Source organism: Holdemanella porci (genome assembly GCF_019052655.1).
Taxonomy (GTDB): domain Bacteria; phylum Bacillota_I; class Bacilli_A; order Erysipelotrichales; family Erysipelotrichaceae; genus Holdemanella; species Holdemanella hominis.
Window position 1 is genome coordinate 15,551 of sequence record NZ_JAHQVB010000001.1, and the last position, 24,147, is coordinate 39,697.

Below are 24,147 nucleotides of genomic sequence, written 5' to 3' on the forward strand. Positions count from 1 at the left end.
TACAAAAAGACAGGAAAAAATTCCTGTCTTACTTTGTTTCAATACCCAATTCTTTTAATTGTGCTGGATCTACAGGACTTGGTGCCTGTGCCATTAAATCCGATGCACTTGCTGTTTTAGGGAATGCGACTACATCACGAATGTTGTCTGTACCAGCTAAAATCATAGTTAAACGTTCTAGACCAATACCTACACCTCCATGAGGTGGAGTTCCATATTGGAATGCATCCATAAACCAGCTGAATTTTTCATGTGCTTCTTCTAAAGTCATACCGATAGCTTCAAATACTTTTTCTTGAAGCTTTTGATCATGAATACGAATGGATCCTGATAATAATTCATAGCCGTTTAACACTAAGTCATAAGCTCTAGAATAACAATGTGCTGGATCACTCAACAATTTATCGACATCTTCTAAGTTAGGTGATGTGAATGGGTGGTGAGCCGCTACATAACGGTTTTCATTTTCATCATATTCAAACATTGGGAAATCAGTAACCCATAAGAATTCATAGGCATCTTTGTTGATCAAATCTAAATCATGACCTAATTTCACACGCAATGCACCAAGTGAGGATTGAGCCACTTTCTTCTTATCCGCTACGAAGAATACAATATCATTTTCTTCGATATTCAACATTGTACGCAATGCTTCTTTTTCGACATCGGATAAAACTTTTGTGACACTTCCCGCAAAGCCTTCGGCTGTTAATTTTAAGTTGGCAAGTGCTTTTGCACCATATACTTTTACATAATCTTGTAGTTTATCCAATTGTTTTCTTGAGAACTTGTCCGCTCCATTTTTAACATTCATAGCCTGGATGATGCCACCTTCATTTAAGCAATTTTCGAATACTTTAAATTCAGTGTTTGCGAATACTTCACTGACATTATATAAAGGCATGTCAAAACGTAAATCTGGTTTATCTGAACCATATCTTTCCATACAAGTATCATATGGAATACGTTTAAATTCTGGTAGTTCAATACCTTTGATATCTTTGAAGATTTCTTTCATCAAACCTTCTGTCATTGACCAAATGTCTTCTTCGTCCACAAAACTCATTTCAATATCGATCTGTGAGAATTCAGGTTGACGGTCTGCTCTTAAATCTTCATCTCTAAAACAACGAGCAATTTGGAAGTAGCGATCCATTCCCCCGACCATCAATAACTGTTTGTATAGCTGTGGCGATTGTGGAAGTGCATAGAATTCCCCTTTACTAATACGACTAGGCACTAAATAGTCACGTGCACCTTCTGGAGTCGAACGACATAAAATAGGTGTTTCCACTTCTGTAAAGCCATATTTAGCTAAGTAGTTACGAACTAATAAAGTTATACGGTTTCTTAAGATTAGATTCTTTTGAAGAACTGGTCTTCTTAAATCTAAATAACGATATTTTAAACGAGTATCCTCTAAAGCATCTGTTTCATCCGCAATGATAATTGGTGTGGTGATAGCTGTATTAACAATTTTTACTTCACGAACTACAACTTCAATTTCCCCCGTTTCAAGCTTAGGGTTTTTGTCTTTTCTTTCAACAACCGTTCCTTTTACTTGTAGTACATATTCATTACGTACATCACTGATTTGTGTTGCTATATCTTCATTGAATACAAGTTGTGTAATACCATAACGATCTCTTAAATCGATAAAGACCAAAGCTCCAAAATTACGGCGTTTCGCAACCCAGCCACATAAAGTGACTTCTGAATTTACATCTTGAAGACGCAATTCTCCATTGTTATGAGTTCTATACATTTCTATTCTCCTTCATGTTCGTGATGATGATTTTCTTCTACTAATAAAGAATCAACATATGGAATCAATTCTTCAACACTAATAGTTTCTTGTTCTTTATGTGCAATATTTTTAACTGTGACTTTCTTTTCTTCTAATTCCGATTTACCAATCAAAATCGCAAGTTTAGCCTTGGCGCGATCCACAGCCTTAAATTGTGCCTTAAAGCTTCTTTCCATCATATCCATATCGCAACGATATCCATATGCTCTAAGCTCAGTCAACACTTCAAAAGCATAGGTTCTAGCTTCTTTATCAAGGCACATTACATAAGCATCTAATGCCGGTTTTTGTTCCAATTCAATACCTTCAGCTTCTAAGGCAATCAATAGACGTTCCATACCAAGAGCCCATCCAATACCACTCATGCCTTCGGGTCCACCAAAATATGAAATCAATCCATCATAACGTCCACCTGCTAAAACTGTGGATTGTGCACCCATTTCTGAATTCATAGATACAATCTCAAATACTGTATGAGTATAGTAATCCAATCCACGAACCAACTTGTCATCTACTTCATAAGGAATTTCTAATTTATCTAATAATTCGCATACTGTATTGAAGTATTCTTGACTGGTTTCATTTAAATAGTCTGACATCTTAGGTGCATTCTTCATGCATTCATGATCATGATCTACTTTACAGTCTAAAATACGTAATGGATTTTGTTCATAACGACGTTTACAATCTCCACACAACTCATCTACATAAGGAGCAAAATATTCTTTTAATGCACTACGATAGTTTGCACGAGACTCATCATCACCTAATGTATTTAGACATACTTTAATATCATTTAATCCTAGTGATTTAAGAATTGAGAATGCAAGTACGATTGTTTCTACATCGACATAAGGACTTTTAACACCTAAAGCCTCTACACCAAACTGGTTAAAAATACGCATTCTCCCTTTTTGAGGACGTTCATGTCTTGACATAGGTCCCATATAATAGAATTTTGCGGGTAGATCAGGATTTGCGAACATTTTATTTTCAACAAAACTACGAACAACTCCTGCAGTTCCTTCTGGGCGAAGTGTTAATGATGTTTTTGAGTTTTCAAGTTTAAAAGTATACATTTCTTTGTTTACCATGTCACTTGAATCATTTTCTCTTTTGAAGACTTCTGTATGTTCAAAAATAGGTGTACGAATTTCATCATAATTGTACATGTAACAGAAACTTCTTAATGTTTGTTCAAGAGCTTGCCATTTATAGGATTCATTTCCAAATACATCCTGACAACCTCTAGGAATTTGATATGCCATGCGTTTTCCTCCTTTAAATAAACAAAAAAACGCCCTGATATAAGGACGTTTTAAACGCGGTACCACCTTATTTTATACGTAAAGTATACACCTCAAGTCTTAACGCGACGAACGGTTGGTTTTTGTCCAACTCCTCCAAAGTGTCCCAATAAGTATTCTACGAAAATTTTCACCAACCATTTTCTCTCTACAGTATATCCTTATTTTCTTCTTTTTCTTAGGATTAATTATTCAGCTTCATCTAGGTTTGAAACATTGTGATATACATTTTGTACATCATCAACTTCATCTAGTAAAGTAACTAAACGTTTAAATAAAGTTAAATCTTCACCGTGAAGTTCAACTTCTTCATTTGGAATCATCTTATCTTCTAAGACTTCAAATTTAACATCAGGAATCAATTTTTCAACAACAACTTTTGCGTCATCCAATTGTGTTGGATCCACCGTAATTGTCATATATCCTTCTTCGATTTCAATGTCATTTAATTCGATTTCTGCTTCTAATAAAGCATCCATCATAGCTTCTTCATTATCATATTGAATAACGATTACACCTAAGTGTTCATATCCAAATGATACAGATCCACCAACACCTAATTTAGAGTGCGATTTATTAAAACAAGCTCTTAAGTTTGCGATTGTACGGTTTGCATTATCTGTCAAACAATCAATGATGATTGTAGATCCAGCACCCTGTCCAAATCCTTCATAACGAGCACTTGAATAACTTTCATCTGCACTACTTTTCGCTTTTTCGATAGCACGCTTGATTACGTCTGCAGGCACGTTGTTTGCCTTTGCACGATCAATCGCCTTCTTTAAAGTTTGGTTCATATCTGGATTAGGGTCACCGTTCTTTGCAGCAACTAAAATCTCTTTAGAATATCTTGAATAAATTTTTGCCTTCGCATTGGCTGTCTTCTGCATTGCTGCAGCACGAACCTCAAAATGTCTTCCCATAGATTTATCACCTTTCAATTTATTTTTTACAGTTAATTATTATAACAGTCAAAGTCAAATTATTCAACCTTGGCATAACGTTCAATAATTTTTTGAACCAATGGATTTCGAACTACATCACTATTTTCCAAATGAATAATTGAAATACCATCAATATGATCCAAGATTGTACAAGCCTGCATCAAACCTGAATCCTTTTTCTTGATCAAATCAATCTGTGTAACATCTCCCGTTACAACCATTTTACAATTTTTACCCATACGCGTTAAAAACATCTTCATCTGCGCACACGTCGCATTCTGTGCTTCATCCAAAATCACAACGGCATCATTTAAAGTACGTCCACGCATAAACGCTAAAGGTGCAATTTCAATGACTTGTTTCTCCACATATTTTTCAACTGTTTCTAAGCCAAGCATCTCATTTAATGCATCATATAAAGGCCTTAAATAAGGATCTACTTTTTCCTTCATATCGCCAGGTAAAAAGCCAAGAGATTCCCCTGCCTCAACAGCTGGACGTGTAAGAATGATTTTTTCGACCCGTTCACTCTTTAACATACTCACCGCATAAGCTACCGCAAGATATGTTTTACCGGTACCAGCAACACCTGTCGCAAAAATAATTTCATTATGACGCATCGCATCACATAAAATAGCTTGTCCAATTGTTTTTGGATAAATCATTTTACCTGTTTTCGTCTTGCATACAGCCTGTAGCTGATGAGCCTTAAAATCTTTTAAACGATTTTTAAAAGCCAAAGAACAAATATAGCTTACATCTTGTGAATTTAAACGATGCTGCGTATCAATAATTGAAAAACAAGCCGCAATGACTTCTTCTACTAAATGTGTATCTAAAGTCTCGTTTACTTCCACTTTGATTTTCTGGTCACGAATCATACATACAGATTTAAAGCATTTACTCAACATATCCAAGTTGGAATCTTGAAATCCTGCAAAAATCTGAATCTCTTCAAATGTTCTGTCGGAACAATCAAATTCAAAAAAAGCCACAAATCTCCTCCTCAAGAAAAAAATCTGCATTAAAAATGCAGATTATTTACCTCTACGTGCTTTACGTGCAGCTTCAGATTTTAACTTTCTGCGTACACCTGGTTTTACGTAAAATTCTCTTTTGCGCGCCTCAGCAAGGGTGCCATTACGAGAAACCTGACGTTTAAATCTTCTTAAAGCGTCATCAAGTCCTTCGTTTTCTTTAAGAACTACTTTTGGCATATTCACAAACCTCCCTTCCCAAGATTAGCAAAAACATTATATCAAAGATTTCATATAATGCAAGCACAATTTGATTTTTTAAGCTAAACTTGCCTTAATACACTCTTTAGCCGCTACATTGTCGCCAACCCAAGGGGCTCTTCCATTTTCACGATAGATAAAGCTTTCATCACCCTTACCAAGAAGCAATACCGTATCTCCTTCTTGGGCTGAGCTGATTGCCTGATTAATGGCTTCATAGCGATCTTGTACAAACACATGTGGTGTATCTTGAATGCCTGACTTGATTTGTTCGGCAATTTCTTTAGGATCTTCATCACGAGGATCGTCTTCTGTCACTATGATATAGTCACAATATTTATCGGCAAGTTCACCAAAGACTTTACGCTTGTGTACATCACGTTTACCAGCTGATCCAAATACCGCAATCAAACGATGACCTGGCATTGTGACACTGCGTCCAAACTGCATCATTTTTTCCATACCATCGGGTGTATGTGCAAAATCAACGATTACGTTGTATGGCTGACCACAATCAATACGTTCCATACGACCTTCGACTTGGGCAATATGTGCACATTTTTCAATAATTCTTTCTAAATCATAGCCTGTTTCATTGAGCGCTGCAATGGCAGCTAATAAGTTATAAACATTAAAGTTACCCACTAAATTTGTCTTAACCGGATACATATGACCTGAATATACCAAGTCAAATTGCGTACCTTGTGAACTCATCTTAATATTAATAGCACGATAATCTGCTTCACTATTTATCGCATAAGAAATAACACGTGCTTTTGAACAATCCTTTAAAGCTCCATATTTTTCATCATCCTTGTTAATTACGGATACGCCATCTTCTTTGACTAAGTTTTTAAACAACAAAGACTTCGCTTCAAAATAATTTTCCATTGTGCCATGGAAATCCAAATGATCATATGTAAGGTTTGTGAAAATCGCACAATCAAAAGAAATACCATCGACACGATGTTGAGCCAAACCATGACTCGATACTTCTAAAGCACAAGCCTTCATTCCACAGCGAACCATATCTGCCAATTTAGACTGCAAGAACAATGCGTCTGGCGTAGTCAAATTTGGTTGCAACTCAATATCACCATATTTAATCGCAATCGTACCAATATAGCCACATGGCGTTTTGTCGTTGATAATATCACGAATGATATTTGTGATTGTTGATTTTCCATTTGTGCCCGTTACACCATACATCTTCATTTTATCACTTGGACGAGCATAGAAAATACGAGCCACTTTATTCATGGCATCATTGACATCTTCTACACGAATATATACAGCACCAGGTGCCATATTCAATAATTCTTTTGAATGTACAATACAAACAGCTCCATTTTTTATTGCAGAATCAATAAAATCGTGGCCATCATTTGTAAGTCCTGGTAAACAGAAGTAAATATTTCCCGGACGAACGGTTCTTGAATCAAAACTTAAACCCGTAATATTGACTGTCGGTGCATTTTTAAATAGTTTGCTTAATCGCATACATCATCCTTCTTTCCATAGTACGTACCATCTTCAATACGATCCCATTCGATAGTGATTCTACCACTTAATGGTGTATCACTCAATATCTTACAAGAATGATATTGGCTTGTATAACCAGTATAATAGCCATCTTGTTTTCTTTCAATCAAGACTTGTACATGATTAAAACGCTTCATGTCACGTTCTCTGCAAGCATTCGAAAGTTCAAGTAAACGAGCCACTCTAGCTTTTGTGACATTTCCATTGATTTCACCCTTTAAAGTACTAGCCTTAGTACCATTACGCTTACTATAAGGGAAAACATGGAAGAAGCTTAATTCTAGATCCGCTAGATTTTCATATGTCGTTTCAAATTCTTCATCACTTTCCTGGACAAAGCCTGCAATTACATCCGTTGAAATTGAAATATTCGGAATACAAGAACGAATATAGTTGATTTTTTCTTTAAATTGCTCAATTGTATATGGACGATTCATACGTTTTAACGTTTCATTACATGCCGATTGTACCGGAATATGCAAATGATGACACATACGAGGATTCTCTTTCATTAAGGCAATCAATTCATCGCTGACTTCCGTAATTTCTATACTTGAAATACGATAATACACAGAATCTGGAGTATTTTCTAATAAGGCTTTCATTAATTTAGCTAAATCGTATTCTCCATCATCATAACGCCCCGTATGAATACCAGTTAACACAATTTCTGTATGTCCTTTATCACATAAATCTTTAGCAATTTGAATCACCTGTTCATGATTTAAACTACGCTCTCTACCACGCGCAAAAGGAATCGCACAATAGGAACAGAATTGATTACATCCATCTTGTACTTTTAAGAAAGCTCTATGCATCGATTCAAAACAATGTACGGGCATAGCTTCAAAATCTTTAAATTGCGTAACCTCATTGACAACGTCAATTTTTTCATGATCCTGCAATGCTTTTTGGATTAAATTCACCAATTCATTTTTTTGTTTAGCACCAATCACAAGATCAGCATCCAAAGCCTTTCTTTCATCTTCACTTGCGAACTGCACAAAACATCCCACAACAACACATAATGCATCTGGATTCATTCGTTTGACATAATGAATCTTTTGACGTGATTTGCTGGCGGCTGTGTTTGTGACAGTACACGTATTGATGATACAAATATCACACGCTTGATCCGGTGATACTTGTTCATATCCTAATTCTTCTAATTGAGCTGCATAGTATTGTGACTCATACGTATTTACTTTACAGCCTAGTGTAATAATTGAAAATTTCATTTTCCCCTTATCCTTCCACATGATTTTGGTATTCAATAGCTGTCAACACATAACAAGCAGCCGTTTCTGCACGTAAGATGTTTTTACCTAGAGAACAATTGTCAAAACCAAATTCATTTAATACTTGAATTTCACTCTCTTCAAATCCACCCTCAGGCCCAATACATACAGTAATGGATTGTGGATTGTCTTTTAAATAATGGGCCATATGTTTTGAAGGATCATTTTCCTTTTCATAGGCCACTAAATTACATTCACTCTTATAATTTGATAGATCCTTTAACGCAATCACAGGCTCTAATTCCACTAACGTATTTCGATTGCACTGTTTTGTAGCTGCAAGTAAGATTTCATTCCAACGAATGAGTTTCTTTTCAGCTTTTTTTTCATCCAGTTTTACCACTGTATTCTTCGATACAAAAGGAACGATTTTATGAACTCCAAGTTCACAAGCTTTTTGAAGCATCCATTCGAACTTATCTTGTTTGATCAAAGCACAACATAAGGTGATCGATTGATTTTCTTCAAAGACATCCACCATGGAATCAATCACTAAATTAGGCTTATTTTCAACATGTCCAAAGAATACCCCTGAATTTTTAGTAACAATACGAATCTTTTCTTTTGATGTCGTACGAAGTACATCAAAGATGTGGTGCGCTTGTTTAACATCTAAACAAATTACATCCTGTACCGAAACATTTTGATCTAAATAAACTTGTTTCATTATTTTTGTTCGCCTTCCATACTTAAGCGATTCAATTGTTTGATTTCATATGGTTTTAGACGACGATATTCTCCGGCTCTTAAATCCTTTACGTCTAAGAACGCAAACTTCACTCTGTGCAAACGACGCACTTCATGGCCTAATGCCAACATCATATTTTTAACCTGATGATTTTTTCCTTCTGAAATCGTTAATTCGAATTGGGTACGATTACGAGTTAAATCTTTTTGAAGCACAAATACTTTTGCTGGTTGATACTTTTCTGTCTTAGTTTTTAATCCTCTTCGTAATTGTTTGATGTCATCATCACTTAAGATACCTTGAAGATTAACAACATATGTCTTTTCTAAGTGATATCGAGGATGAATCATATGGTTACAGAATTGGCCATCATTTGTAAGTAATAAAACACCACTCGTATCATAATCCAAACGTCCTACAGAGAAGATTCTTTGGTTTTGTGGCATGTAATCCAATACGGTTTTTCTGCCCTTGTCATCACTACTTGTGCATAGGCAACCTTTTGGTTTATTCATGATATAGTATACTTTTTCTTCTTTCGAAATCATATTTCCATTGACTTCTATACTATCCTGATTGGATACTTTTGTACCTAAAACGTCACATACTTTTCCATTGACTTTAACTTTACCATCTAAAATCAATTCTTCGGCTTTTCTTCTTGAACAAATACCTGCTTGGGCAATTACTTTTTGTAGTCTTTCCATTATCTATTCTCCTTCAAATAATTCTTCACTATTGTTTCTAGTTTGAGGTAGTTCCGGCAATTCTTTTAGATCTTCCAATTGAAAAGCATCCAAGAATTCATCGGTTACACGATATAATAAGGGCTTACCAATCGCATCTAAACGATCTTTCGCTTCAATCAAGCCACGAGCCACTAATTTCTTTAACATCATTTCACAATTTACACCACGAATCTCTTCAATTTCAACACGCGTAATCGGTTGTTTATAAGCTATAATAGCTAAAGTTTCCATGGCAGCCTGCGAAAGAGTGGGTTGTTTATATTCTTCAAATAATTGTTTGCCATAAGGATATACAAATTCTTTTGTGACAAACTTAAAACGATTCGCATATTCTACAAGTTCAATACCTTTTGAAGAACTCGAATATTCTTTTTTTAACGCATCCAACAAAACACGTATATCATCCATTTCTAAATTTTGTAGACCATGCATCATCTGATCCATAGTCAAGCCTTCTTCTCCACTTAAGAATAAAAGACCTTCTAATATTGCTTTCGCATTATCCATTCTATAAATCCTCTCTTGCGACCCAAATCATCTGCGTCTCATCAATGGAATACGTCATCCATTTTTCATGTATTAAATCTAATATCGATAAAAAAGTCACAATCACCATATGTAAGCTTGTACAATCAGCACATAGATCTTGAAATGAAATAGACCCCTCAAGATGTTTCATTCTCTCTTTGATTTGTACAGCTCTTTCTTCGATTGATAATTCTTTGATTGTGATCTTTGTTTCATACGGTTGTAAAAGCTCCATACGCACAATACAATGGCGCATTGCCTTCATTAAATCATAAGGTGATTGTGTTTCTAAAGTATCACTTTCAACAGGTACTTTCCATTCTTCCACTAAACTAGAAACGGGACGCGAAAAATGCAGTTGTCTTTGTTCGTAATCTTCCTTTAAGGCAAGACTTACTTCTTTATATCTTTGATACTCCAATAATCTTGCGACCAGTTGATCACGCTGATCTTCTTCATATTCTTCTTCTACCTCAACCGTTTCTCTTGGCAGAAGTTTCTTTGACTTATATGCGATTAGACTTGCCAACTCTGACAAATATTCGCTAGCTACTTCTAGATGCATATTTTGCATGGCATGAATATAATCAATATATTGTGTTGCCAAAACATTCATATCTAAGTCAAACAGATCCAATTTATTTTCTTTGATCAAATGCAGCATCAGATCCAAAGGACCTTCGAACTGATCTAACGTTATTAAAAAATCCATACTATCACCCATATTAGCCATTATAACAAATTTTAAAAAGCTTTTCATCTCTAACGAGTAATGTTAGAATAATTGGGCAGGAGGTATTTCATGCGTAGAGCCATTCTCTTTTTAGTTTTTGCGTTGTTTTTAGCGATGGTCATTCAGCCAAATTTAAATAAACAAATTAAAGAAAAATCAAAAATCGATGTTCCTGAACAAACCAATTCGACAATTATTACCAATGATACAGTTGACAATTCGCGCTGCAAATCGAAAGCTGTCATCTGTATTGATGCAAGTCATGGAGGTAGTGATGCAGGATATACAAGTGATGGACAGACGAGTGAAAAAGATCTAAACCTGATTATTGCCAAGAAGATTGGAGACAGCCTAGCTTCGGTAGGATATAACGTCGTGTATACAAGAAGTGATGACTCTTCTCTTTCAACAGAAGATCGTATTACTTCAATCAATTCGCAAAAGGCAAAGTATTTGATTTCCATTCAAATGAATTCAAGTTCGGATTCTCTATCCAAAGGCTACTCCATTTTTACGCAGCCTAACGATAATATGATTCAGCTTGCCAAAAAACTTGCCCAAACCATGAATTCCATCAACCTATCGCAATTTGAAGGTATTGATTCGGATCATTATGAAAACTTCCCTATCTTATATGATAGTCAAATTCCTTCGATTCTATTAGAACTTGGATATTTAAGCAATAGTGAAGACTACACAAAATTAACGGATGAAACCTTCCAACAAAAGATTGCGAATGCGATCACAGAAAGCTTTTTAGATCAAATCAACTAACACTCTTCGGAGTGTTTTTTTGTGCTATAATTAAAAGAAAAAGAGGTAATTTATGGAAGAAAAATTAATATATAAAGGAATTATTTTTGATTTGGTCCAAAAAGATGTTGAAATCAAGAATAAAACCTATAAAAGAGACATCATCCGTCATCCAGGTGGTGTAGGTGTGATTTGTATCATTGATGGTAAGATCTTACTTGTAAGACAAGAGCGTCCAGCTATTGGTAAAGAAACATTAGAAATTCCGGCAGGTAAACTCGAATATGGTGAAAATCCAATGGAATGTGGTCTTCGTGAATTAAATGAAGAAACGGGTATGGCTTGTGATAAGCTAGAATTATTATTAAGTTTTGTATCCACTCCAGGCTTTTGCGATGAAAGAATCTGGATTTATAAAGCGATCAATCCAAAAAAAGCGGATATAAAACTTAGCTTAGATGAAGATGAAGAAATTGATACTTTGTGGCTGGATTTAGAAACTGCCTTTGAGTATACAAGAAACGGAAAGATTGATGACGGGAAGACTGTGATTGCGATCAGTCAAATGATGGCAGAAAGGAATTAAGATTATGAATTTTGTGGTGATTTCACCAAACTATCCAGAAAGCTACTGGATGTTTTGCAGGGGTTTAAAAGAAAATGGAGCTAAAGTTTTAGCCATTGTTGATACACCCTACAATCAATTGAAACAAGAATTAAAAGAATATTGTGACGAGATCTATGTCGTAAAAAGTTTCCATGATTATGATGAAATGGTCAAAGCTTGTGGTTATTTTACATTTAAGTATGGAAAGATTGACTGGATTGAATCCAATAATGAGGCTTGGTTGGATTTAGATGCACGTCTTCGTGATGATTTCAATGTGAAAACAGGTTTTTCTCTAGAAAGAATTGAAGAACTTCAATCTAAGTCACAAATGAAAAAATATTATAAAGAAGCTAATGTCCCGGTGGCAGATTATAGAGTACTACATACACTTAAAGATAGCTTAGATTTTGCCAAACAAGTAGGCTATCCATTAGTCATGAAACCCGATCATGGTGTAGGTGCAAGCATGACTTACAAGATCATGAATGCTGAACAATTAGAATCCGTATATATGCAGACAAAGGATCATGTGATGATTCTAGAACAATATATCGATGGAGATGTCTTTACCTTAGATGGTATTTGTGATGAAAACGGGGATATTCGCTATTTAAATAGTTTAGAATATGTCGGTAATTGTATGGATTCTGTGCTTTACCAACAAAGTATTGGTTGTTATACAACTTTTGAGATCAGTGATGAATATCGTGACATTGTACAAAGAACAATCCATGCGTTTAAAATCAAGAATCGCTTCTTCCATTGCGAATTCTTTCGATTGAATCATGATGTGCAAGGTTTAGGCGAAAAGGGACGCGTCTTTGGTTTAGAAGTGAATTTCAGACCACCAGGAGGATTCTGTCCGGATTTAATGAATTATGCCGGAGAATTGGATGTTTATCGTTTATGGGCCGAAGTCATCTTGAAACAAAGTGCTTCTTATTCAAAGCTTAGAAGATATTCGGCTGGTTTTGTAGGAAGAAGAAACTCCATCAAATATCGTTTTACAGTAAAAGAAGTGGAAGAGATGTTTAAAGAAGATATGATTGAAGTCTTATATCTTCCTGAAGCTTTTGCGGCTGCGATGGGCGATGTCGCAATTGTTGCCAAATTTACAAGTCCTGCAAGGCGAGATGAATTCTTTAAGAGTGCATTAAGAAGGAAGGATCGATTATGATCGTTGAAAAAGAACTTTTCATGACAAAGCTTAATGACACAAGAAAAATCTTTATTTATTTACCCGATGACTATGATACAAGTAATAAACAATATCCTGTTTTATATGCCTTTGATGGACACAATATCTTTTTAGATGCATATGCCACTTATGGCAAGGCTATTCATATTCAACAACATATAGAAAAGCTAGGTATCGATATGATTGTTGTTGGACAAGAATGTAGCCATGTTGGAAATAATCGCTTAAAGGAATACGCTCCCTACTCTTTCTATGATCCGGAATATGGCTCTTTTGAAGGTCAAGGAGAAGAAACGATGGATTTTTTCGTACATGAATTAAAACCTTATATAGATGATCACTATAGAACCAAAAAAACAAGAAAGAATACATTTATTGGTGGAAGCAGCTGTGGTGGTTTAATGGCTTTATATGCAGCCTATGCCTATTCCAATGTATATTCAAAGGCCATTGTGATTTCTCCTTATGTATTAGAAAGTATGGATGCGATTCTGAAAGATATCCATCAAAGTCATATTCAAAAGAACACTTCTATCTATCTATCTTGGGGTTCAAATGAAACAAGCTTGATGCATGAATTTGTTTGGCAAACAAAGGCTTGTACAGAAATTGGCAATGCCCTGTCTAAAAAAGGAGTCGACGTCTTGTACAATGTAATTCCTGAAGGAAGACATTGTGAGGAAGACTGGGAAAAAGAATGTGATACATTCCTTCCTTTCTTGGTACAATGAATCGAAGTGTAGTGATTCAAAAGCTTGAAACAAAAGCTAAACGTAAGATTGTCATTAGTGATATCCATGGAAATTTAGATTTATATTTAAAATTATTAGATCAAATTTCTTATAAGCCCAATGAAGATTGTTTGATTCTTTTAGGAGATTTAATTGAAAAAGGAAAAAGAAATCTAGATACCCTTCATTATATTATGCACCAAGCACAAAATGAAGATGTACATTGTATCATGGGAAATTGTGATTTTATTGCGAAGAATGTTCTTTATTCGTATCGCTTAGATTTTTTAAAACATGTGCTTGGTTTTCGTAAAGAAAGTTTGATTCATGAAATGGCAAGAAATCTAAATTTTGAGATTACACATAATAGTAATATGGCAAATGTTTGTCAGATTCTAAGAAAGCACTATTTAAAAGAATTATGTTTCTTAAATGATTTACCTCATGTTTTAGAAGATGAAGACCATATTTATGTGCATGCGGGCATTGAATCAAATGAAAATTATGGAACCGATTTTAAACAAGTCATGACCCATGCCTTCTTTTTAGAAACAAACGAAGTTTTCAAAAAGAATGTCGTAGTAGGCCATATGCCTGTAACCGAATATTGTACGCATATTGCCTCTTTTGATCCTATTTATGATGCAAAACATAATATTTATAGTATTGATGGTGGTAATATGGTGAAATATGGCGGTCAATTAAATGCCCTTATATTTGAAGACAATACCGTAAAAATGGATCGATGTGATTTTCTTCAAGAAAGAAAAGTCATTCATGATGTCAAATATCATACACAAATTCCCTTCTTTATTACTTTTAATCATGGTAATATTCAAATCCTTGAACAACATTCGATACAATCAAAAGTATATTGTCCCTACAACAATCGTACATTCTGGGTTGAAAATGAATTTGTGACAAAAGACATGAAGGCGTATGATTATACAAATTATGAGATTCCATTAAAAAAAGGCGATACCGTCAAAGAGGTATTCGCCTATCAAGATAAAGTTCAAATCAAAAAGAATGGTATACTAGGCTGGACCCATCGTTCGAACCTAGAATGATACTATTCTTTTTTTTCGATTGCTTGTTCTAAATATGTGATCAATGCATTGACTTCATCTTCACTTGTGTGCCAACTTGTTACGAATCGAATGACATAGTGATCATCGCATTTTTCCCAGATTTCAAAATCAATGTTTTCACTTAAGAATTGGTATTGTTCCTTTGATACATTCACAAAAATCTGGTTTGTATCACTCTTCATGAATAAGGCATAGCCAAGTTCTTGTAGTTTAGATTGAATTTTCTGTGCTAAAACAACCGATTGCTTGGCATATCCAAAGAAAGCATCGTGCTCAAATAAGCCTAAGAATTGAATACCTAAAAGCCATCCTTTGGCAAGCATTGCTCCATTTTGTTTCATCACAAAACGGAAATATGGCTTTAATTCAGGATTGGAGATGACAACAGCTTCTCCCATTAAAGCTCCATTTTTTGTACCGCCAATATAGAATACATCACAAATATTAGCCAGGTCATTTAAAGTATAATCTACAGTGGATAAGGCAACACCTAGTCTTGCACCATCCATCATTAAATATAGACCTAATTCATCGCAAACCGCACGAATGTTTTTTAATTCATCTAATGTATACACCGTTCCGTATTCTGTGGCATTGGAAATATAAACCATTTTTGGATAAACCATGTGTTCATATGAGAGCATGTGTGCATCAAATACTTTACGAATATCGCTAGGATTGATCTTTCCAGCATAATTATTTACCTGAATTACTTTATGTCCTACAGCTTCAATCGCACCCGTTTCATGGGTGGCGATATGTCCTGTATCACAGGCAATCACGGCTTCAAATGGTTTTAAGCAAGCTTTGATGATGGTTTGGTTAGTAATCGTTCCTCCAACTAAAAAGTGGATATCTACATCGTAGTCTGGAATATGTTTTTTAATGGTTTCTTTGGCATTTTGACAAATCGCATCCATACCATATCCAGTAAAAGAATGACCATTGGTAGTATTCATATATTCCATGATTTCTGGAATACATCCTTGGCCATAATCATTTCTAAAAAATAACATCTTTATCAACTCCCAAAACCATTGTAGCACAAAAAACAGGTCATTTGACCTGTTTATTCAATTTATTCTTCTTTTAAACCCATGATTTCATCCGTAAATAGACGTGCATCCATCAACTTCAAATCTTCAGCGATGTATGGCTTAAATTCCATTTGATCTAATACATCTTTTTGTAAATCTACACCTGGAGCGATTTCGATCAATGTTAATTTACCATCAATTAACTTAAATACGGCACGCTCAGTGATATATAAGATTTTTTGACCTGTTTCATTCGCATAATCTGCTGAGAAAGTAACCTGTTCAATATGGTTCTTGAATTTTTTGATTTGACCTTCTTGATCAATTGTCAATTTACCATTACCAATTGTTTCTTTTAAACCTTTAGCTGTGAATGTTCCACAATAAACAACAACTGGTGATGTTTGGGTAATATTAATAAATCCACCACATCCAGCAATTTTTGGTCCAAAACGAGAAACGTTGATATCACCTTTTGGATCACATTCAGCAAGTCCTAAGAAAGCTTGGTCTAATCCACCACCATCATAAAAGTCAAACTGATATGTTTGGTCAATGATTGCATCTGGATTTGTACATGCACCGAAGGCAGTTCCATTCATTGGAACACCACCAATTCCTCCAGCTTCTACAGTCATCTTAAGTCCTGGTAAACCTTCTTCATTGGCAACATTTGCGATACCTTCTGGCATACCAATTCCCAAGTTGATAACAGCTGATGGATCCAATTCCATAGCAGCACGACGACAAACAACTTTACGTGCATTTAAGGGCATTGGTTCAATTGAATTAACTGGTACACGAATTTCACCACAGAATGATGGATTGTATGGATCTGAGTAAGTTTGCCAGTGATTTTCTGGATTTGCAACCACGATTGCATCAACATAAATACCAGGAATCTTAACATCCATTGGTTTTAATGAACCGCGTTCTACGAGTTTTTCTACCTGTAGAATAACTTTACCACCACTGTTTTTAACAGCTTGGGCAATACTGATTGAATCAAGAGTAGCTGCTTCTTTACACATTGAGCAGTTTCCATCTTCATCGGCATATGTACCACGAATTAAAGCAATATCCAATGGGAATGATTTATAACGTAACCATTCTTCTCCATCCATATTGATTAATTCAACTAAGTCTTCTTTAGTGCGTTCATTCATTTTCGCACCTTCTATACGTGGGTCAATAAATGTTTTCAAACCTATTTTAGTGATAACGCCAGGACGGTGTCCAGCAATTTCACGGAACATCAAACTAATGGTTCCTAGTGGTAAGTTGTATCCTTCTACTTTATTCTCAAAAACTAATTTTTGGAAAGTAGGAATCAATCCCCAGTGACCACCAATAATTCTTTTTAACAATCCTTCGTGACCTATGTGGTTCAATCCAAGATCAGGTGTTCCATCTCCTACACCTGCAGAGAACATAACTGTTAAATCTCTAGGGTGTCCAGTTTCTAAGAAACTCTTTTCAATGGCAACACTAAGTTCTTGAGGGTGACCCATTCCAATAAATCCACCAACACCAATTTTATCGCCATCTTTGATCAAACTGATGGCTTCTTGGGCTGACATTACTTTTGACATTTAAATCATCCTTTCAAATAATTATTTGTTTTTAAATTCTTTTTCTTTTACTTTGTTTACGAAGCATTCCATTCCGTAAGTTTGATCTTCTGTTGCGAAGCAATCCGAGAAATCTTTTACTTCGATAGCTATAGCTGAATCCATATCTGTTTGAAGTCCAGCGTTGATTGCTTTTTTAGATTGAGCAACAGCAATTGGAGCGTTCTTGCAGATTCCATTAGCCATCTTTAAAGCAGTTGCCATTAATTCTTCTTGAGGAACGACCGCATTTACTAATCCAATAGCCAATGCTTTATCTGCTTTGATATTACGAGCTGTAAAGATCATTTCTTTAGCAATTCCAGCAGGTACTAAACGAGCTAAACGTTGAGTTCCACCAAAACCTGGAGTAATACCTAATCCTACTTCTGGTTGTCCAAATACAGCATTTTCAGCCGCAATACGAATATCACAAGCCATGCTTAATTCACATCCACCACCTAATGCAAAACCATTTACTGCTGCAATTACTGGGCAGTGTAAAGTTTCAATTTGACGGAAGATTTTGTTTCCGTAAGCTCCATATTCAGCAGCTTCTTCAACAGTTTTGTCTTTCATTTCAGCAATATCTGCACCAGCAACGAATGATTTGTTTCCAGCACCAGTGATAACTACACAATAAGTATCTTTATCTGCTTCTACTGTATTCACAGCTTCTTCTAAGTCGTTTAATACAGCTGTTGATAAAGCGTTTAATGCTTTTTCACGATTAATTGTGATAATTGAAACGTGACCTTGTTTTTCTAATAATACGTTTTCCATGATTGTTCTCCTCTATATTTAAATAAAAAGTGAAACAACGAGTGTTTCACTTTAGTTATTTCACTAGTTGTAGCTGTAGAATCCTTGTTTAGTTTTTTGACCTAATTTTCCAGCACGAACCATTTTCTTTAATAATGTACATGGACGATATTTTGGATCTCCTGTTTCAGTATATAATACTTCCATTACATCTAAAACAATATCCAATCCAATTAAGTCACCCAAAGCCAATGGTCCCATTGGGTGGTTAGCTCCAAGTTTCATAGCTGTATCGATATCTTCAACACTTGCCAATCCTTCTTGGTAAATGAAGCAAGCTTCATTGATCATTGGAATTAAGATACGGTTAACTACGAATCCAGGTCCTTCAGCAACTTCTACTGGAGTTTTTCCTAATGATTTAGAGCATTCGATGATAGCTTCTTTTGTTTCAACTGGAGTGTTTTCACCAGAAATAACTTCAACTAATTTCATACGATCAGCTGGGTTAAAGAAGTGCATACCGATAACGTTGTGTTTGATTCCGTTAGCAATTTCAGTAACACTTAAACTTGAAGTGTTTGTTCCGAAAATGCAGTCTTCTTTACAGATTTCATCTAAAGTCTTGAATAAGTCTTTTTTGATTTCCATTTTTTCAAGAACAGCTTCAACGATTAAATCGCAGTCAGCTAAGTCTTTGTATTCGCCAGCAGTTAAGTTAGCTTTGATACCTTCTGCTTTTTCAGCAGTCATTTTTTCACGAGATACTAATTTATCTAATTTAGCACAAATTTTGTTGATACCATTTTGTGCCCATTCGATTTTAATATCACACACAGTTACATTGTATCCAGCTGTAGCAAATGCATTGGCAATACCTTGCCCCATTGTTCCAGCACCAATAACACCTACATTTTTCATTTTAAATATGCTCCTTTTTATTATTCAGCTTTTGCAGCTTTAATTGATTCTACTAATAAAGGTAATACAGTTGCGCAATCTCCAACAAATCCCATGTTAGAAATATTGAAGATTTCTGCTTGAGGGTCACGGTTGATAGAGATGATCAAATCTGATTTATCCATACCTGCACAGTGTTGTACAGCTCCAGAAATACCGCAAGCAATATATAATGAAGGACGTACAGTCTTACCTGTTTGACCTACCTGACGATCTTTGTCTAAGAATCCATCTTCAACAACGGCACGTGTACAGCAAACTACTCCACCTAATTCGTCAGCTACTTTTTGAAGTACATCTAAGCAGTTTTCAGCACCACGACCAGCACCTACTAAGATGTCAGCTTTTGTGATATCTACATCAGCTTTAACTTTTTCAATTACTTTTTCTACGAATACTTGAGGATCTGTTGTTCTCCAAGTTGGTGTAAATTCTTCAACTTCACCAGTACGAGTTGTATCTGCTGGAGCCAATTCGAATACTTTTGGTCGAATTGTAGCCATCTGTGGACGAGTATCTTTACATACGATTGTACCAAATAAGTTACCACCGAATGTAGGACGAGTTACGTCTAATAATGATTCACCATTTTCTTTAGCATATTCTAAGTCTACTTCGATCTTAGTAGCATCCGCTGTTAGACCTACATTTAAACGAGCAGCTACACGTGGTGCTAAATCACGTCCTAATGGAGTGGCACCAGTTAACATTGAATCTGGTTTGTGAGCTAAAACAACTTGTGTTAAAGCATCAGCATAGAATTGAGTTGAATAGTCTTTTAATAAAGCATCATCAACAACGATTACTTTATCAGCTCCATGACTAATAACTTCTTGAGCTTTTTCTTTTACATTTTCTCCAAGCAATACACCAACTACTTTGTATCCAAATTCAGGGATAGAAGCAACTAGTTTTCTTGCTTCTGAAATAAGTTCATAACTTACTTCTGCAATGTTTCCGTTTTCTTGTTCAACGAAAACGAAGATATCTTTAAATTCTTCAAATCGAGCCATTCTACTTCATCCTCCCTACTTTGTAATGATTTGCTTTTCTTTCAAAGTCTTAGCAATCATATCTGCAGTTTCCTGCTCAGACAATGTGAATACTTCTGTTTTATCAGTAACGTCTTTTGTGAAAGTAGTTTTAACTGATGTAGGAGAACCTTTGAAACCAACTGTTTCAGGATCAATTCCTAACTCAGCATTTGTTAAAACTTCAATCTTGTCTTCTTTACACAAGTCAACGATATTATCACATTGCATGTAACGAGGTTTGTTCATTCCGGATAATGTTGTGATAACACATGGCAACTTAGCAGTTACGATTTGTTCAACATCTTCTAATGAACGTTTTACTGTGATTGAATCTTCTTTTACTTCTAAGATTTCATCTACGTAAGTAATTTGAGGAATATCCAAACGTTCAGCAGTTTGAGGTCCTACCTGAGCAGTATCACCATCGATAGCTTGACGACCAGCGATAACTAAGTCGAATCCTACTTTTTTCAAAGCAGCAGCTAAAGCAATACTTGTAGCACATGTATCAGACCCACCTAATACACGGTCTGTTAATAAAACACCTTTGTCAGCACCCATAGCAACGCCTTCTTTTAACATTTCAGCAGCTTTAGGTAATCCCATTGTCATTACGACAACTTCAGTGTCAGGGTTTTTATCTTTTAATTCCAATGCAGCTTCCAAACCAGCTAAATCATCAGGGTTTGTGATTGCAGGAACACCGTCACGAATTAACGCACCCGTTTTTTTATCAACTGTAATTTCAGTTGAATCCGGAACTTGTTTTTCTAAAACAACGATTTTCATTTTTCAACACCAATTCCTTTCTTACTTCAACATAGCGCCAGAGATAACCATACGTTGTACTTCTGAAGTACCTTCGTAGATTTCTGTAATCTTAGCATCTCTAAACATTCTTTCTACTGGTAAGTCACGAGTATATCCGTATCCACCTAACAATTGGATAGCCTTAGTTGTAACTTCCATTGCTGTTTCAGCAGCGAACAATTTTGCTTCAGCTGCTAATTGAGTATAAGGACGACCTTCTTGTTTAGCAGTAGCTGCAGAGTATACTAACCAACGAGCTGCATCAGTTTTTGTTTGCATATCAGCTAATTGGAATTGAGTGTTTTGGAATTTAGCGATTGGACGACCAAATTGTTTACGTTGTTTTACATAAGCAACTGCTTCGTCGATAGCACCTTGAGCAATTCCTAATGCTTGAGCAGCGATACCAATACGTCCACCATCAAGTGTCTGCATGGCAATCTTGAATCCCATACCTTCTTTTCCTAATAAGTTTTCTTTTGGAATACGTACATTATTGAAAATTAATTCACATGTAGCAGATCCACGAATACCTAATTTCTTTTCGTGAAGACCGAATGTGAATCCTGGAGTTCCTTTTTCAAGAATGAAAGCAGAAATTCCACGAGTTCCCTTTGTTTTGTCTGTCATGGCAAAAATTACATATACATCAGCTTCTCCAGCATTTGTAATGAAGATTTTTGTACCATTGATAACATATTCGTCACCATCTAATACAGCTGTTGTTTGTTGTCCAGCAGCATCTGTACCGGCATTTGGTTCAGTTAAACCAAAGGCAGCTAATTTCTTACCTGTACATAGATCAGTTAAGAATCTTTGTTTTTGTTCTTCAGTACCAAATTGAGCAATTGGCCAAGTACCTAATGAAGTGTGAGCTGATAAAACTACACCACTTGTTGCACATGTTTTAGACAATTCTTCAATTGCTAAAATGTAGCATAAATAATCTGCGCCAGCTCCTCCATATTCGCGAGAATAAGGAATACCAAGCATCTTAGCTTGACGCATCACTTCTACAGATTCCTTAGGGAATCTTTCGTTTTCGTCAACATCCGCTGCGTTTTCTTTTACTTCGTTTTGCGCAACTTCTCTGAACAACTTTTGCATCATTAATTGTTGTTCTGTTAAATTGAAATCCATAAATGAAGTTCTCCTTTCCAGTTTTCTTGAACTATTCGAATTAGGACATCGATAGCATGAGAAAGTATGTTAAACTTTTCACACAGTCATATTCTACATACTTTTTTGAGTGTCGTCAATGATTTTGTTAATATTTTAACAAATTGTTTTAAACACATATTCTTATTAATATATATAAAGTATTTTTAACATGTGAAAATATAAACAAGTGGTTGACATCCCCTATTTTAAGGACTAGACTAAGCATGTAAAGTAAATCTCGATTCAGAGTAGAAAGTAGGTATACAAATGAGAAAAGCTTATATTGTTGCTGCGAAACGTAGTGCAATTGGTACTTTTTTAGGAAGTCTAACAGATGTTGATTTAGCAACTGTTGGGGCTACAGTTTTAAAAGAAACTATTAAACAAGCAAACATTGATCCAGCAAACTTGGATGAAGTTATTATTGGTAACGTAATCGCTGCAGGTTTAGGACAAAACATTGCTCGTCACGTTGCATTCGATGCAGGTATTCCTGTTGAAGTATGTGCACAATCTATCAATATGTTATGTGGTTCAGGTTTGAAAGCCGTTATGGAAGCTACACTTCGTATTCAAGCTAACTTTGGTGACTTATATGTTGCTGGTGGTGTTGAATCTATGACACGTGCTCCATTCATGTTGAGCTACAAAAACCGTACAGGAACTAAAATGGGAGACCAAAAATTAGTGGATGCTATGTTACATGATGGTTTAACAGATGCAATGTATGGAATTCACATGGGATGTACTGCAGATAACATTGCTAAAAAATACAACATTTCACGTGAAGCACAAGATGAATTTGCATTTGCTTCTCAAGAAAAAGCTTTAGCTGCTATTGCTGCAGGTAAATTTAAAGATGAAATTGTTCCTATTACTTATAAAACTCGTAAAGGTGAAGTAGTATTCGATACAGACGAACACCCTCGTAAAACAAGCTTAGAAAAATTAGCTAAATTACGTCCAGCCTTCAACGCAGATGGAACTGTAACTGCAGGTAATGCTTCTGGTATCAATGATGGTGCTTCATTTACAATCGTTGCTAGTGAAGACGCTGTTAAGAAATATAACTTAACACCAATTGCTGAAGTTATCGGATTTGGACAAGGTGGAGTTGATCCACGAGTTATGGGATTAGGTCCTACTCCAGCTATCTTAAATGCATTAAAATATGCAGATCTAAAGATTGAAGATCTTGACTTAGTTGAATTGAATGAAGCATTTGCTGCTCAATCATTAGGTGTTATCCACGAATTAGAAGAAGCTACAGGTATGGATCGTGAAGCATTCTTAGCTAAGACAAACGTAAATGGTGGAGCCATTGCTTTAGGTCACCCAGTAGGTGCTAGTGGAAACCGTATCTTAGTTTCATTGTTATACGAAATGCAAAAACGTAAATCAAAAATTGGTCTTGCTTCCCTATGTATTGGTGGAGGACAAGGTGCCGCTGTTATCGTAAAAATGTGCGATTAATCAATAAGGAGACGTGTTCTCCTTATTTCTTTAAATTCACTTGTGAATTTTTTAATTTGTGATTGATTTTCATCATTCACTAT

The 24,147-nt window shown here is 35.5% G+C and carries 24 protein-coding genes and 1 other annotated feature; of the genes, 6 read left to right on the forward strand and 18 right to left on the reverse strand.

Translation table 11 applies throughout. From position 1 onward, the window contains the following. Window positions 1–28 precede the first annotated feature (28 nt). The 11 genes from aspS to KTQ83_RS00140 all read right to left on the reverse strand — a co-directional run bounded on the left by aspS (window position 29) and on the right by KTQ83_RS00140 (window position 10,813). Window positions 29–1,765: an aspartate--tRNA ligase gene (gene aspS / locus KTQ83_RS00090; protein ID WP_217255756.1), complete on the reverse strand. Its 1,737-nt coding sequence runs from the start codon at window positions 1,763–1,765 to the stop codon at window positions 29–31. Between the two features lie 2 nt (window positions 1,766–1,767). Then, on the reverse strand, window positions 1,768–3,075 hold the full coding sequence (gene hisS / locus KTQ83_RS00095) for a histidine--tRNA ligase (RefSeq protein ID WP_186998408.1): 1,308 nt from the start codon (window positions 3,073–3,075) through the stop codon (window positions 1,768–1,770). A gap of 38 nt (window positions 3,076–3,113) precedes the next feature. After that, window positions 3,114–3,303: a binding site (T-box leader), on the reverse strand. After that, window positions 3,303–4,037, reverse strand: a complete 735-nt coding sequence (locus tag KTQ83_RS00100) for a YebC/PmpR family DNA-binding transcriptional regulator (RefSeq protein ID WP_117926353.1) — start codon at window positions 4,035–4,037, stop codon at window positions 3,303–3,305. It overlaps the preceding feature by 1 nt. Window positions 4,038–4,096: 59 nt before the next feature. Next, window positions 4,097–5,083 carry a PhoH family protein gene (locus KTQ83_RS00105; protein WP_217255757.1) on the reverse strand — a complete coding sequence of 329 codons (987 nt, stop codon included), beginning with the start codon at window positions 5,081–5,083 and terminating at the stop codon, window positions 4,097–4,099. Window positions 5,084–5,095: 12 nt separating this feature from the next. Further along, complete coding sequence (gene rpsU / locus KTQ83_RS00110) at window positions 5,096–5,275, reverse strand: 30S ribosomal protein S21 (protein ID WP_003865021.1); 180 nt, start codon at window positions 5,273–5,275, stop codon at window positions 5,096–5,098. Window positions 5,276–5,353: 78 nt separating this feature from the next. Further along, entirely contained in the window at window positions 5,354–6,796 is a 1,443-nt protein-coding gene (locus KTQ83_RS00115) for a UDP-N-acetylmuramoyl-L-alanyl-D-glutamate--2,6-diaminopimelate ligase (protein WP_217255758.1), read from the reverse strand. Then, window positions 6,787–8,076: a tRNA (N(6)-L-threonylcarbamoyladenosine(37)-C(2))-methylthiotransferase MtaB gene (gene mtaB / locus KTQ83_RS00120; protein ID WP_244975703.1), complete on the reverse strand. Its 1,290-nt coding sequence runs from the start codon at window positions 8,074–8,076 to the stop codon at window positions 6,787–6,789. The genes KTQ83_RS00115 and mtaB overlap by 10 nt, the downstream gene beginning before the upstream one ends. Window positions 8,077–8,083: 7 nt before the next feature. Further along, the gene (locus KTQ83_RS00125; RefSeq protein ID WP_186998412.1) at window positions 8,084–8,803 is read right to left on the reverse strand and encodes an RsmE family RNA methyltransferase; all 720 of its coding nucleotides are present in this window, start codon (window positions 8,801–8,803) and stop codon (window positions 8,084–8,086) included. Next, window positions 8,803–9,531 (reverse strand): pseudouridine synthase, encoded by a 729-nt coding sequence (locus KTQ83_RS00130; RefSeq protein WP_117926343.1) that lies wholly within the window; start codon window positions 9,529–9,531, stop codon window positions 8,803–8,805. The genes KTQ83_RS00125 and KTQ83_RS00130 overlap by 1 nt, the downstream gene beginning before the upstream one ends. A 3-nt stretch (window positions 9,532–9,534) precedes the next feature. Further along, a complete protein-coding gene (gene scpB / locus KTQ83_RS00135; protein WP_117926341.1) occupies window positions 9,535–10,080 on the reverse strand; it encodes an SMC-Scp complex subunit ScpB in 546 nt (181 codons plus the stop codon). A 1-nt stretch (window position 10,081) separates the two neighbouring features. Then, window positions 10,082–10,813 carry a segregation and condensation protein A gene (locus KTQ83_RS00140; protein WP_186998413.1) on the reverse strand — a complete coding sequence of 244 codons (732 nt, stop codon included), beginning with the start codon at window positions 10,811–10,813 and terminating at the stop codon, window positions 10,082–10,084. A gap of 90 nt (window positions 10,814–10,903) precedes the next feature. On the opposite strand from KTQ83_RS00140, the gene KTQ83_RS00145 reads away from it, so the two are divergent. Genes KTQ83_RS00145 through KTQ83_RS00165 form a run of 5 tightly spaced genes read left to right on the forward strand, consistent with a single transcriptional unit; the run spans window position 10,904 to window position 15,196 of the window. Next, window positions 10,904–11,608: an N-acetylmuramoyl-L-alanine amidase family protein gene (locus KTQ83_RS00145; RefSeq protein WP_117926339.1), complete on the forward strand. Its 705-nt coding sequence runs from the start codon at window positions 10,904–10,906 to the stop codon at window positions 11,606–11,608. A 52-nt stretch (window positions 11,609–11,660) separates the two neighbouring features. Further along, window positions 11,661–12,173, forward strand: a complete 513-nt coding sequence (locus tag KTQ83_RS00150) for an NUDIX hydrolase (RefSeq protein ID WP_217255760.1) — start codon at window positions 11,661–11,663, stop codon at window positions 12,171–12,173. A 4-nt stretch (window positions 12,174–12,177) separates the two neighbouring features. Further along, the gene (locus KTQ83_RS00155) at window positions 12,178–13,374 is read left to right on the forward strand and encodes an ATP-grasp domain-containing protein (RefSeq protein WP_217255761.1); all 1,197 of its coding nucleotides are present in this window, start codon (window positions 12,178–12,180) and stop codon (window positions 13,372–13,374) included. Beyond that, window positions 13,371–14,126 (forward strand): alpha/beta hydrolase, encoded by a 756-nt coding sequence (locus KTQ83_RS00160; protein WP_217255762.1) that lies wholly within the window; start codon window positions 13,371–13,373, stop codon window positions 14,124–14,126. The genes KTQ83_RS00155 and KTQ83_RS00160 overlap by 4 nt, the downstream gene beginning before the upstream one ends. Beyond that, a complete protein-coding gene (locus tag KTQ83_RS00165; RefSeq protein WP_217255763.1) occupies window positions 14,123–15,196 on the forward strand; it encodes a metallophosphoesterase in 1,074 nt (357 codons plus the stop codon). Before KTQ83_RS00160 ends, KTQ83_RS00165 begins: the two co-directional genes overlap by 4 nt. 2 nt (window positions 15,197–15,198) lie before the next feature. On the opposite strand, the gene KTQ83_RS00170 is transcribed toward KTQ83_RS00165, so the two are convergent. The 7 genes from KTQ83_RS00170 to KTQ83_RS00200 all read right to left on the reverse strand — a co-directional run bounded on the left by KTQ83_RS00170 (window position 15,199) and on the right by KTQ83_RS00200 (window position 22,570). Next, window positions 15,199–16,233 carry a threonine aldolase family protein gene (locus tag KTQ83_RS00170; protein ID WP_217255764.1) on the reverse strand — a complete coding sequence of 345 codons (1,035 nt, stop codon included), beginning with the start codon at window positions 16,231–16,233 and terminating at the stop codon, window positions 15,199–15,201. A gap of 62 nt (window positions 16,234–16,295) precedes the next feature. Beyond that, window positions 16,296–17,846, reverse strand: a complete 1,551-nt coding sequence (locus KTQ83_RS00175; protein ID WP_217255765.1) for an acyl CoA:acetate/3-ketoacid CoA transferase — start codon at window positions 17,844–17,846, stop codon at window positions 16,296–16,298. Window positions 17,847–17,867: 21 nt separating this feature from the next. Further along, window positions 17,868–18,647 (reverse strand): enoyl-CoA hydratase-related protein, encoded by a 780-nt coding sequence (locus KTQ83_RS00180; RefSeq protein WP_117923895.1) that lies wholly within the window; start codon window positions 18,645–18,647, stop codon window positions 17,868–17,870. Between the two features lie 63 nt (window positions 18,648–18,710). Next, window positions 18,711–19,547, reverse strand: a complete 837-nt coding sequence (locus KTQ83_RS00185; RefSeq protein ID WP_117923893.1) for a 3-hydroxyacyl-CoA dehydrogenase family protein — start codon at window positions 19,545–19,547, stop codon at window positions 18,711–18,713. Window positions 19,548–19,567: 20 nt separating this feature from the next. Then, window positions 19,568–20,599 carry an electron transfer flavoprotein subunit alpha/FixB family protein gene (locus KTQ83_RS00190; protein ID WP_117923891.1) on the reverse strand — a complete coding sequence of 344 codons (1,032 nt, stop codon included), beginning with the start codon at window positions 20,597–20,599 and terminating at the stop codon, window positions 19,568–19,570. 15 nt (window positions 20,600–20,614) lie between these two features. After that, complete coding sequence (locus tag KTQ83_RS00195) at window positions 20,615–21,409, reverse strand: electron transfer flavoprotein subunit beta/FixA family protein (protein ID WP_117571807.1); 795 nt, start codon at window positions 21,407–21,409, stop codon at window positions 20,615–20,617. A 21-nt stretch (window positions 21,410–21,430) separates the two neighbouring features. Then, entirely contained in the window at window positions 21,431–22,570 is a 1,140-nt protein-coding gene (locus tag KTQ83_RS00200) for an acyl-CoA dehydrogenase (protein WP_117571806.1), read from the reverse strand. A 288-nt stretch (window positions 22,571–22,858) separates the two neighbouring features. On the opposite strand from KTQ83_RS00200, the gene KTQ83_RS00205 reads away from it, so the two are divergent. Next, window positions 22,859–24,064, forward strand: a complete 1,206-nt coding sequence (locus KTQ83_RS00205; protein WP_003865001.1) for an acetyl-CoA C-acetyltransferase — start codon at window positions 22,859–22,861, stop codon at window positions 24,062–24,064. Window positions 24,065–24,147: the final 83 nt, after the last annotated feature.

What these genes read in the sequence shown, in the direction of transcription:
- aspS (WP_217255756.1), bottom strand. Translation starts at nt 1,765, where the DNA reads ATGTATAGAACTCATAACAATGGAGAATTGCGTCTTCAAGATGTAAAT.
- hisS (WP_186998408.1), bottom strand. Translation starts at nt 3,075, where the DNA reads ATGGCATATCAAATTCCTAGAGGTTGTCAGGATGTATTTGGAAATGAA.
- KTQ83_RS00100 (WP_117926353.1), bottom strand. Translation starts at nt 4,037, where the DNA reads ATGGGAAGACATTTTGAGGTTCGTGCTGCAGCAATGCAGAAGACAGCC.
- KTQ83_RS00105 (WP_217255757.1), bottom strand. Translation starts at nt 5,083, where the DNA reads ATGCAGATTTTTTTCTTGAGGAGGAGATTTGTGGCTTTTTTTGAATTT.
- rpsU (WP_003865021.1), bottom strand. Translation starts at nt 5,275, where the DNA reads ATGCCAAAAGTAGTTCTTAAAGAAAACGAAGGACTTGATGACGCTTTA.
- KTQ83_RS00115 (WP_217255758.1), bottom strand. Translation starts at nt 6,796, where the DNA reads ATGCGATTAAGCAAACTATTTAAAAATGCACCGACAGTCAATATTACG.
- mtaB (WP_244975703.1), bottom strand. Translation starts at nt 8,076, where the DNA reads ATGAAATTTTCAATTATTACACTAGGCTGTAAAGTAAATACGTATGAG.
- KTQ83_RS00125 (WP_186998412.1), bottom strand. Translation starts at nt 8,803, where the DNA reads ATGAAACAAGTTTATTTAGATCAAAATGTTTCGGTACAGGATGTAATT.
- KTQ83_RS00130 (WP_117926343.1), bottom strand. Translation starts at nt 9,531, where the DNA reads ATGGAAAGACTACAAAAAGTAATTGCCCAAGCAGGTATTTGTTCAAGA.
- scpB (WP_117926341.1), bottom strand. Translation starts at nt 10,080, where the DNA reads ATGGATAATGCGAAAGCAATATTAGAAGGTCTTTTATTCTTAAGTGGA.
- KTQ83_RS00140 (WP_186998413.1), bottom strand. Translation starts at nt 10,813, where the DNA reads ATGGATTTTTTAATAACGTTAGATCAGTTCGAAGGTCCTTTGGATCTG.
- KTQ83_RS00145 (WP_117926339.1), top strand. Translation starts at nt 10,904, where the DNA reads ATGCGTAGAGCCATTCTCTTTTTAGTTTTTGCGTTGTTTTTAGCGATG.
- KTQ83_RS00150 (WP_217255760.1), top strand. Translation starts at nt 11,661, where the DNA reads ATGGAAGAAAAATTAATATATAAAGGAATTATTTTTGATTTGGTCCAA.
- KTQ83_RS00155 (WP_217255761.1), top strand. Translation starts at nt 12,178, where the DNA reads ATGAATTTTGTGGTGATTTCACCAAACTATCCAGAAAGCTACTGGATG.
- KTQ83_RS00160 (WP_217255762.1), top strand. Translation starts at nt 13,371, where the DNA reads ATGATCGTTGAAAAAGAACTTTTCATGACAAAGCTTAATGACACAAGA.
- KTQ83_RS00165 (WP_217255763.1), top strand. Translation starts at nt 14,123, where the DNA reads ATGAATCGAAGTGTAGTGATTCAAAAGCTTGAAACAAAAGCTAAACGT.
- KTQ83_RS00170 (WP_217255764.1), bottom strand. Translation starts at nt 16,233, where the DNA reads ATGTTATTTTTTAGAAATGATTATGGCCAAGGATGTATTCCAGAAATC.
- KTQ83_RS00175 (WP_217255765.1), bottom strand. Translation starts at nt 17,846, where the DNA reads ATGTCAAAAGTAATGTCAGCCCAAGAAGCCATCAGTTTGATCAAAGAT.
- KTQ83_RS00180 (WP_117923895.1), bottom strand. Translation starts at nt 18,647, where the DNA reads ATGGAAAACGTATTATTAGAAAAACAAGGTCACGTTTCAATTATCACA.
- KTQ83_RS00185 (WP_117923893.1), bottom strand. Translation starts at nt 19,547, where the DNA reads ATGAAAAATGTAGGTGTTATTGGTGCTGGAACAATGGGGCAAGGTATT.
- KTQ83_RS00190 (WP_117923891.1), bottom strand. Translation starts at nt 20,599, where the DNA reads ATGGCTCGATTTGAAGAATTTAAAGATATCTTCGTTTTCGTTGAACAA.
- KTQ83_RS00195 (WP_117571807.1), bottom strand. Translation starts at nt 21,409, where the DNA reads ATGAAAATCGTTGTTTTAGAAAAACAAGTTCCGGATTCAACTGAAATT.
- KTQ83_RS00200 (WP_117571806.1), bottom strand. Translation starts at nt 22,570, where the DNA reads ATGGATTTCAATTTAACAGAACAACAATTAATGATGCAAAAGTTGTTC.
- KTQ83_RS00205 (WP_003865001.1), top strand. Translation starts at nt 22,859, where the DNA reads ATGAGAAAAGCTTATATTGTTGCTGCGAAACGTAGTGCAATTGGTACT.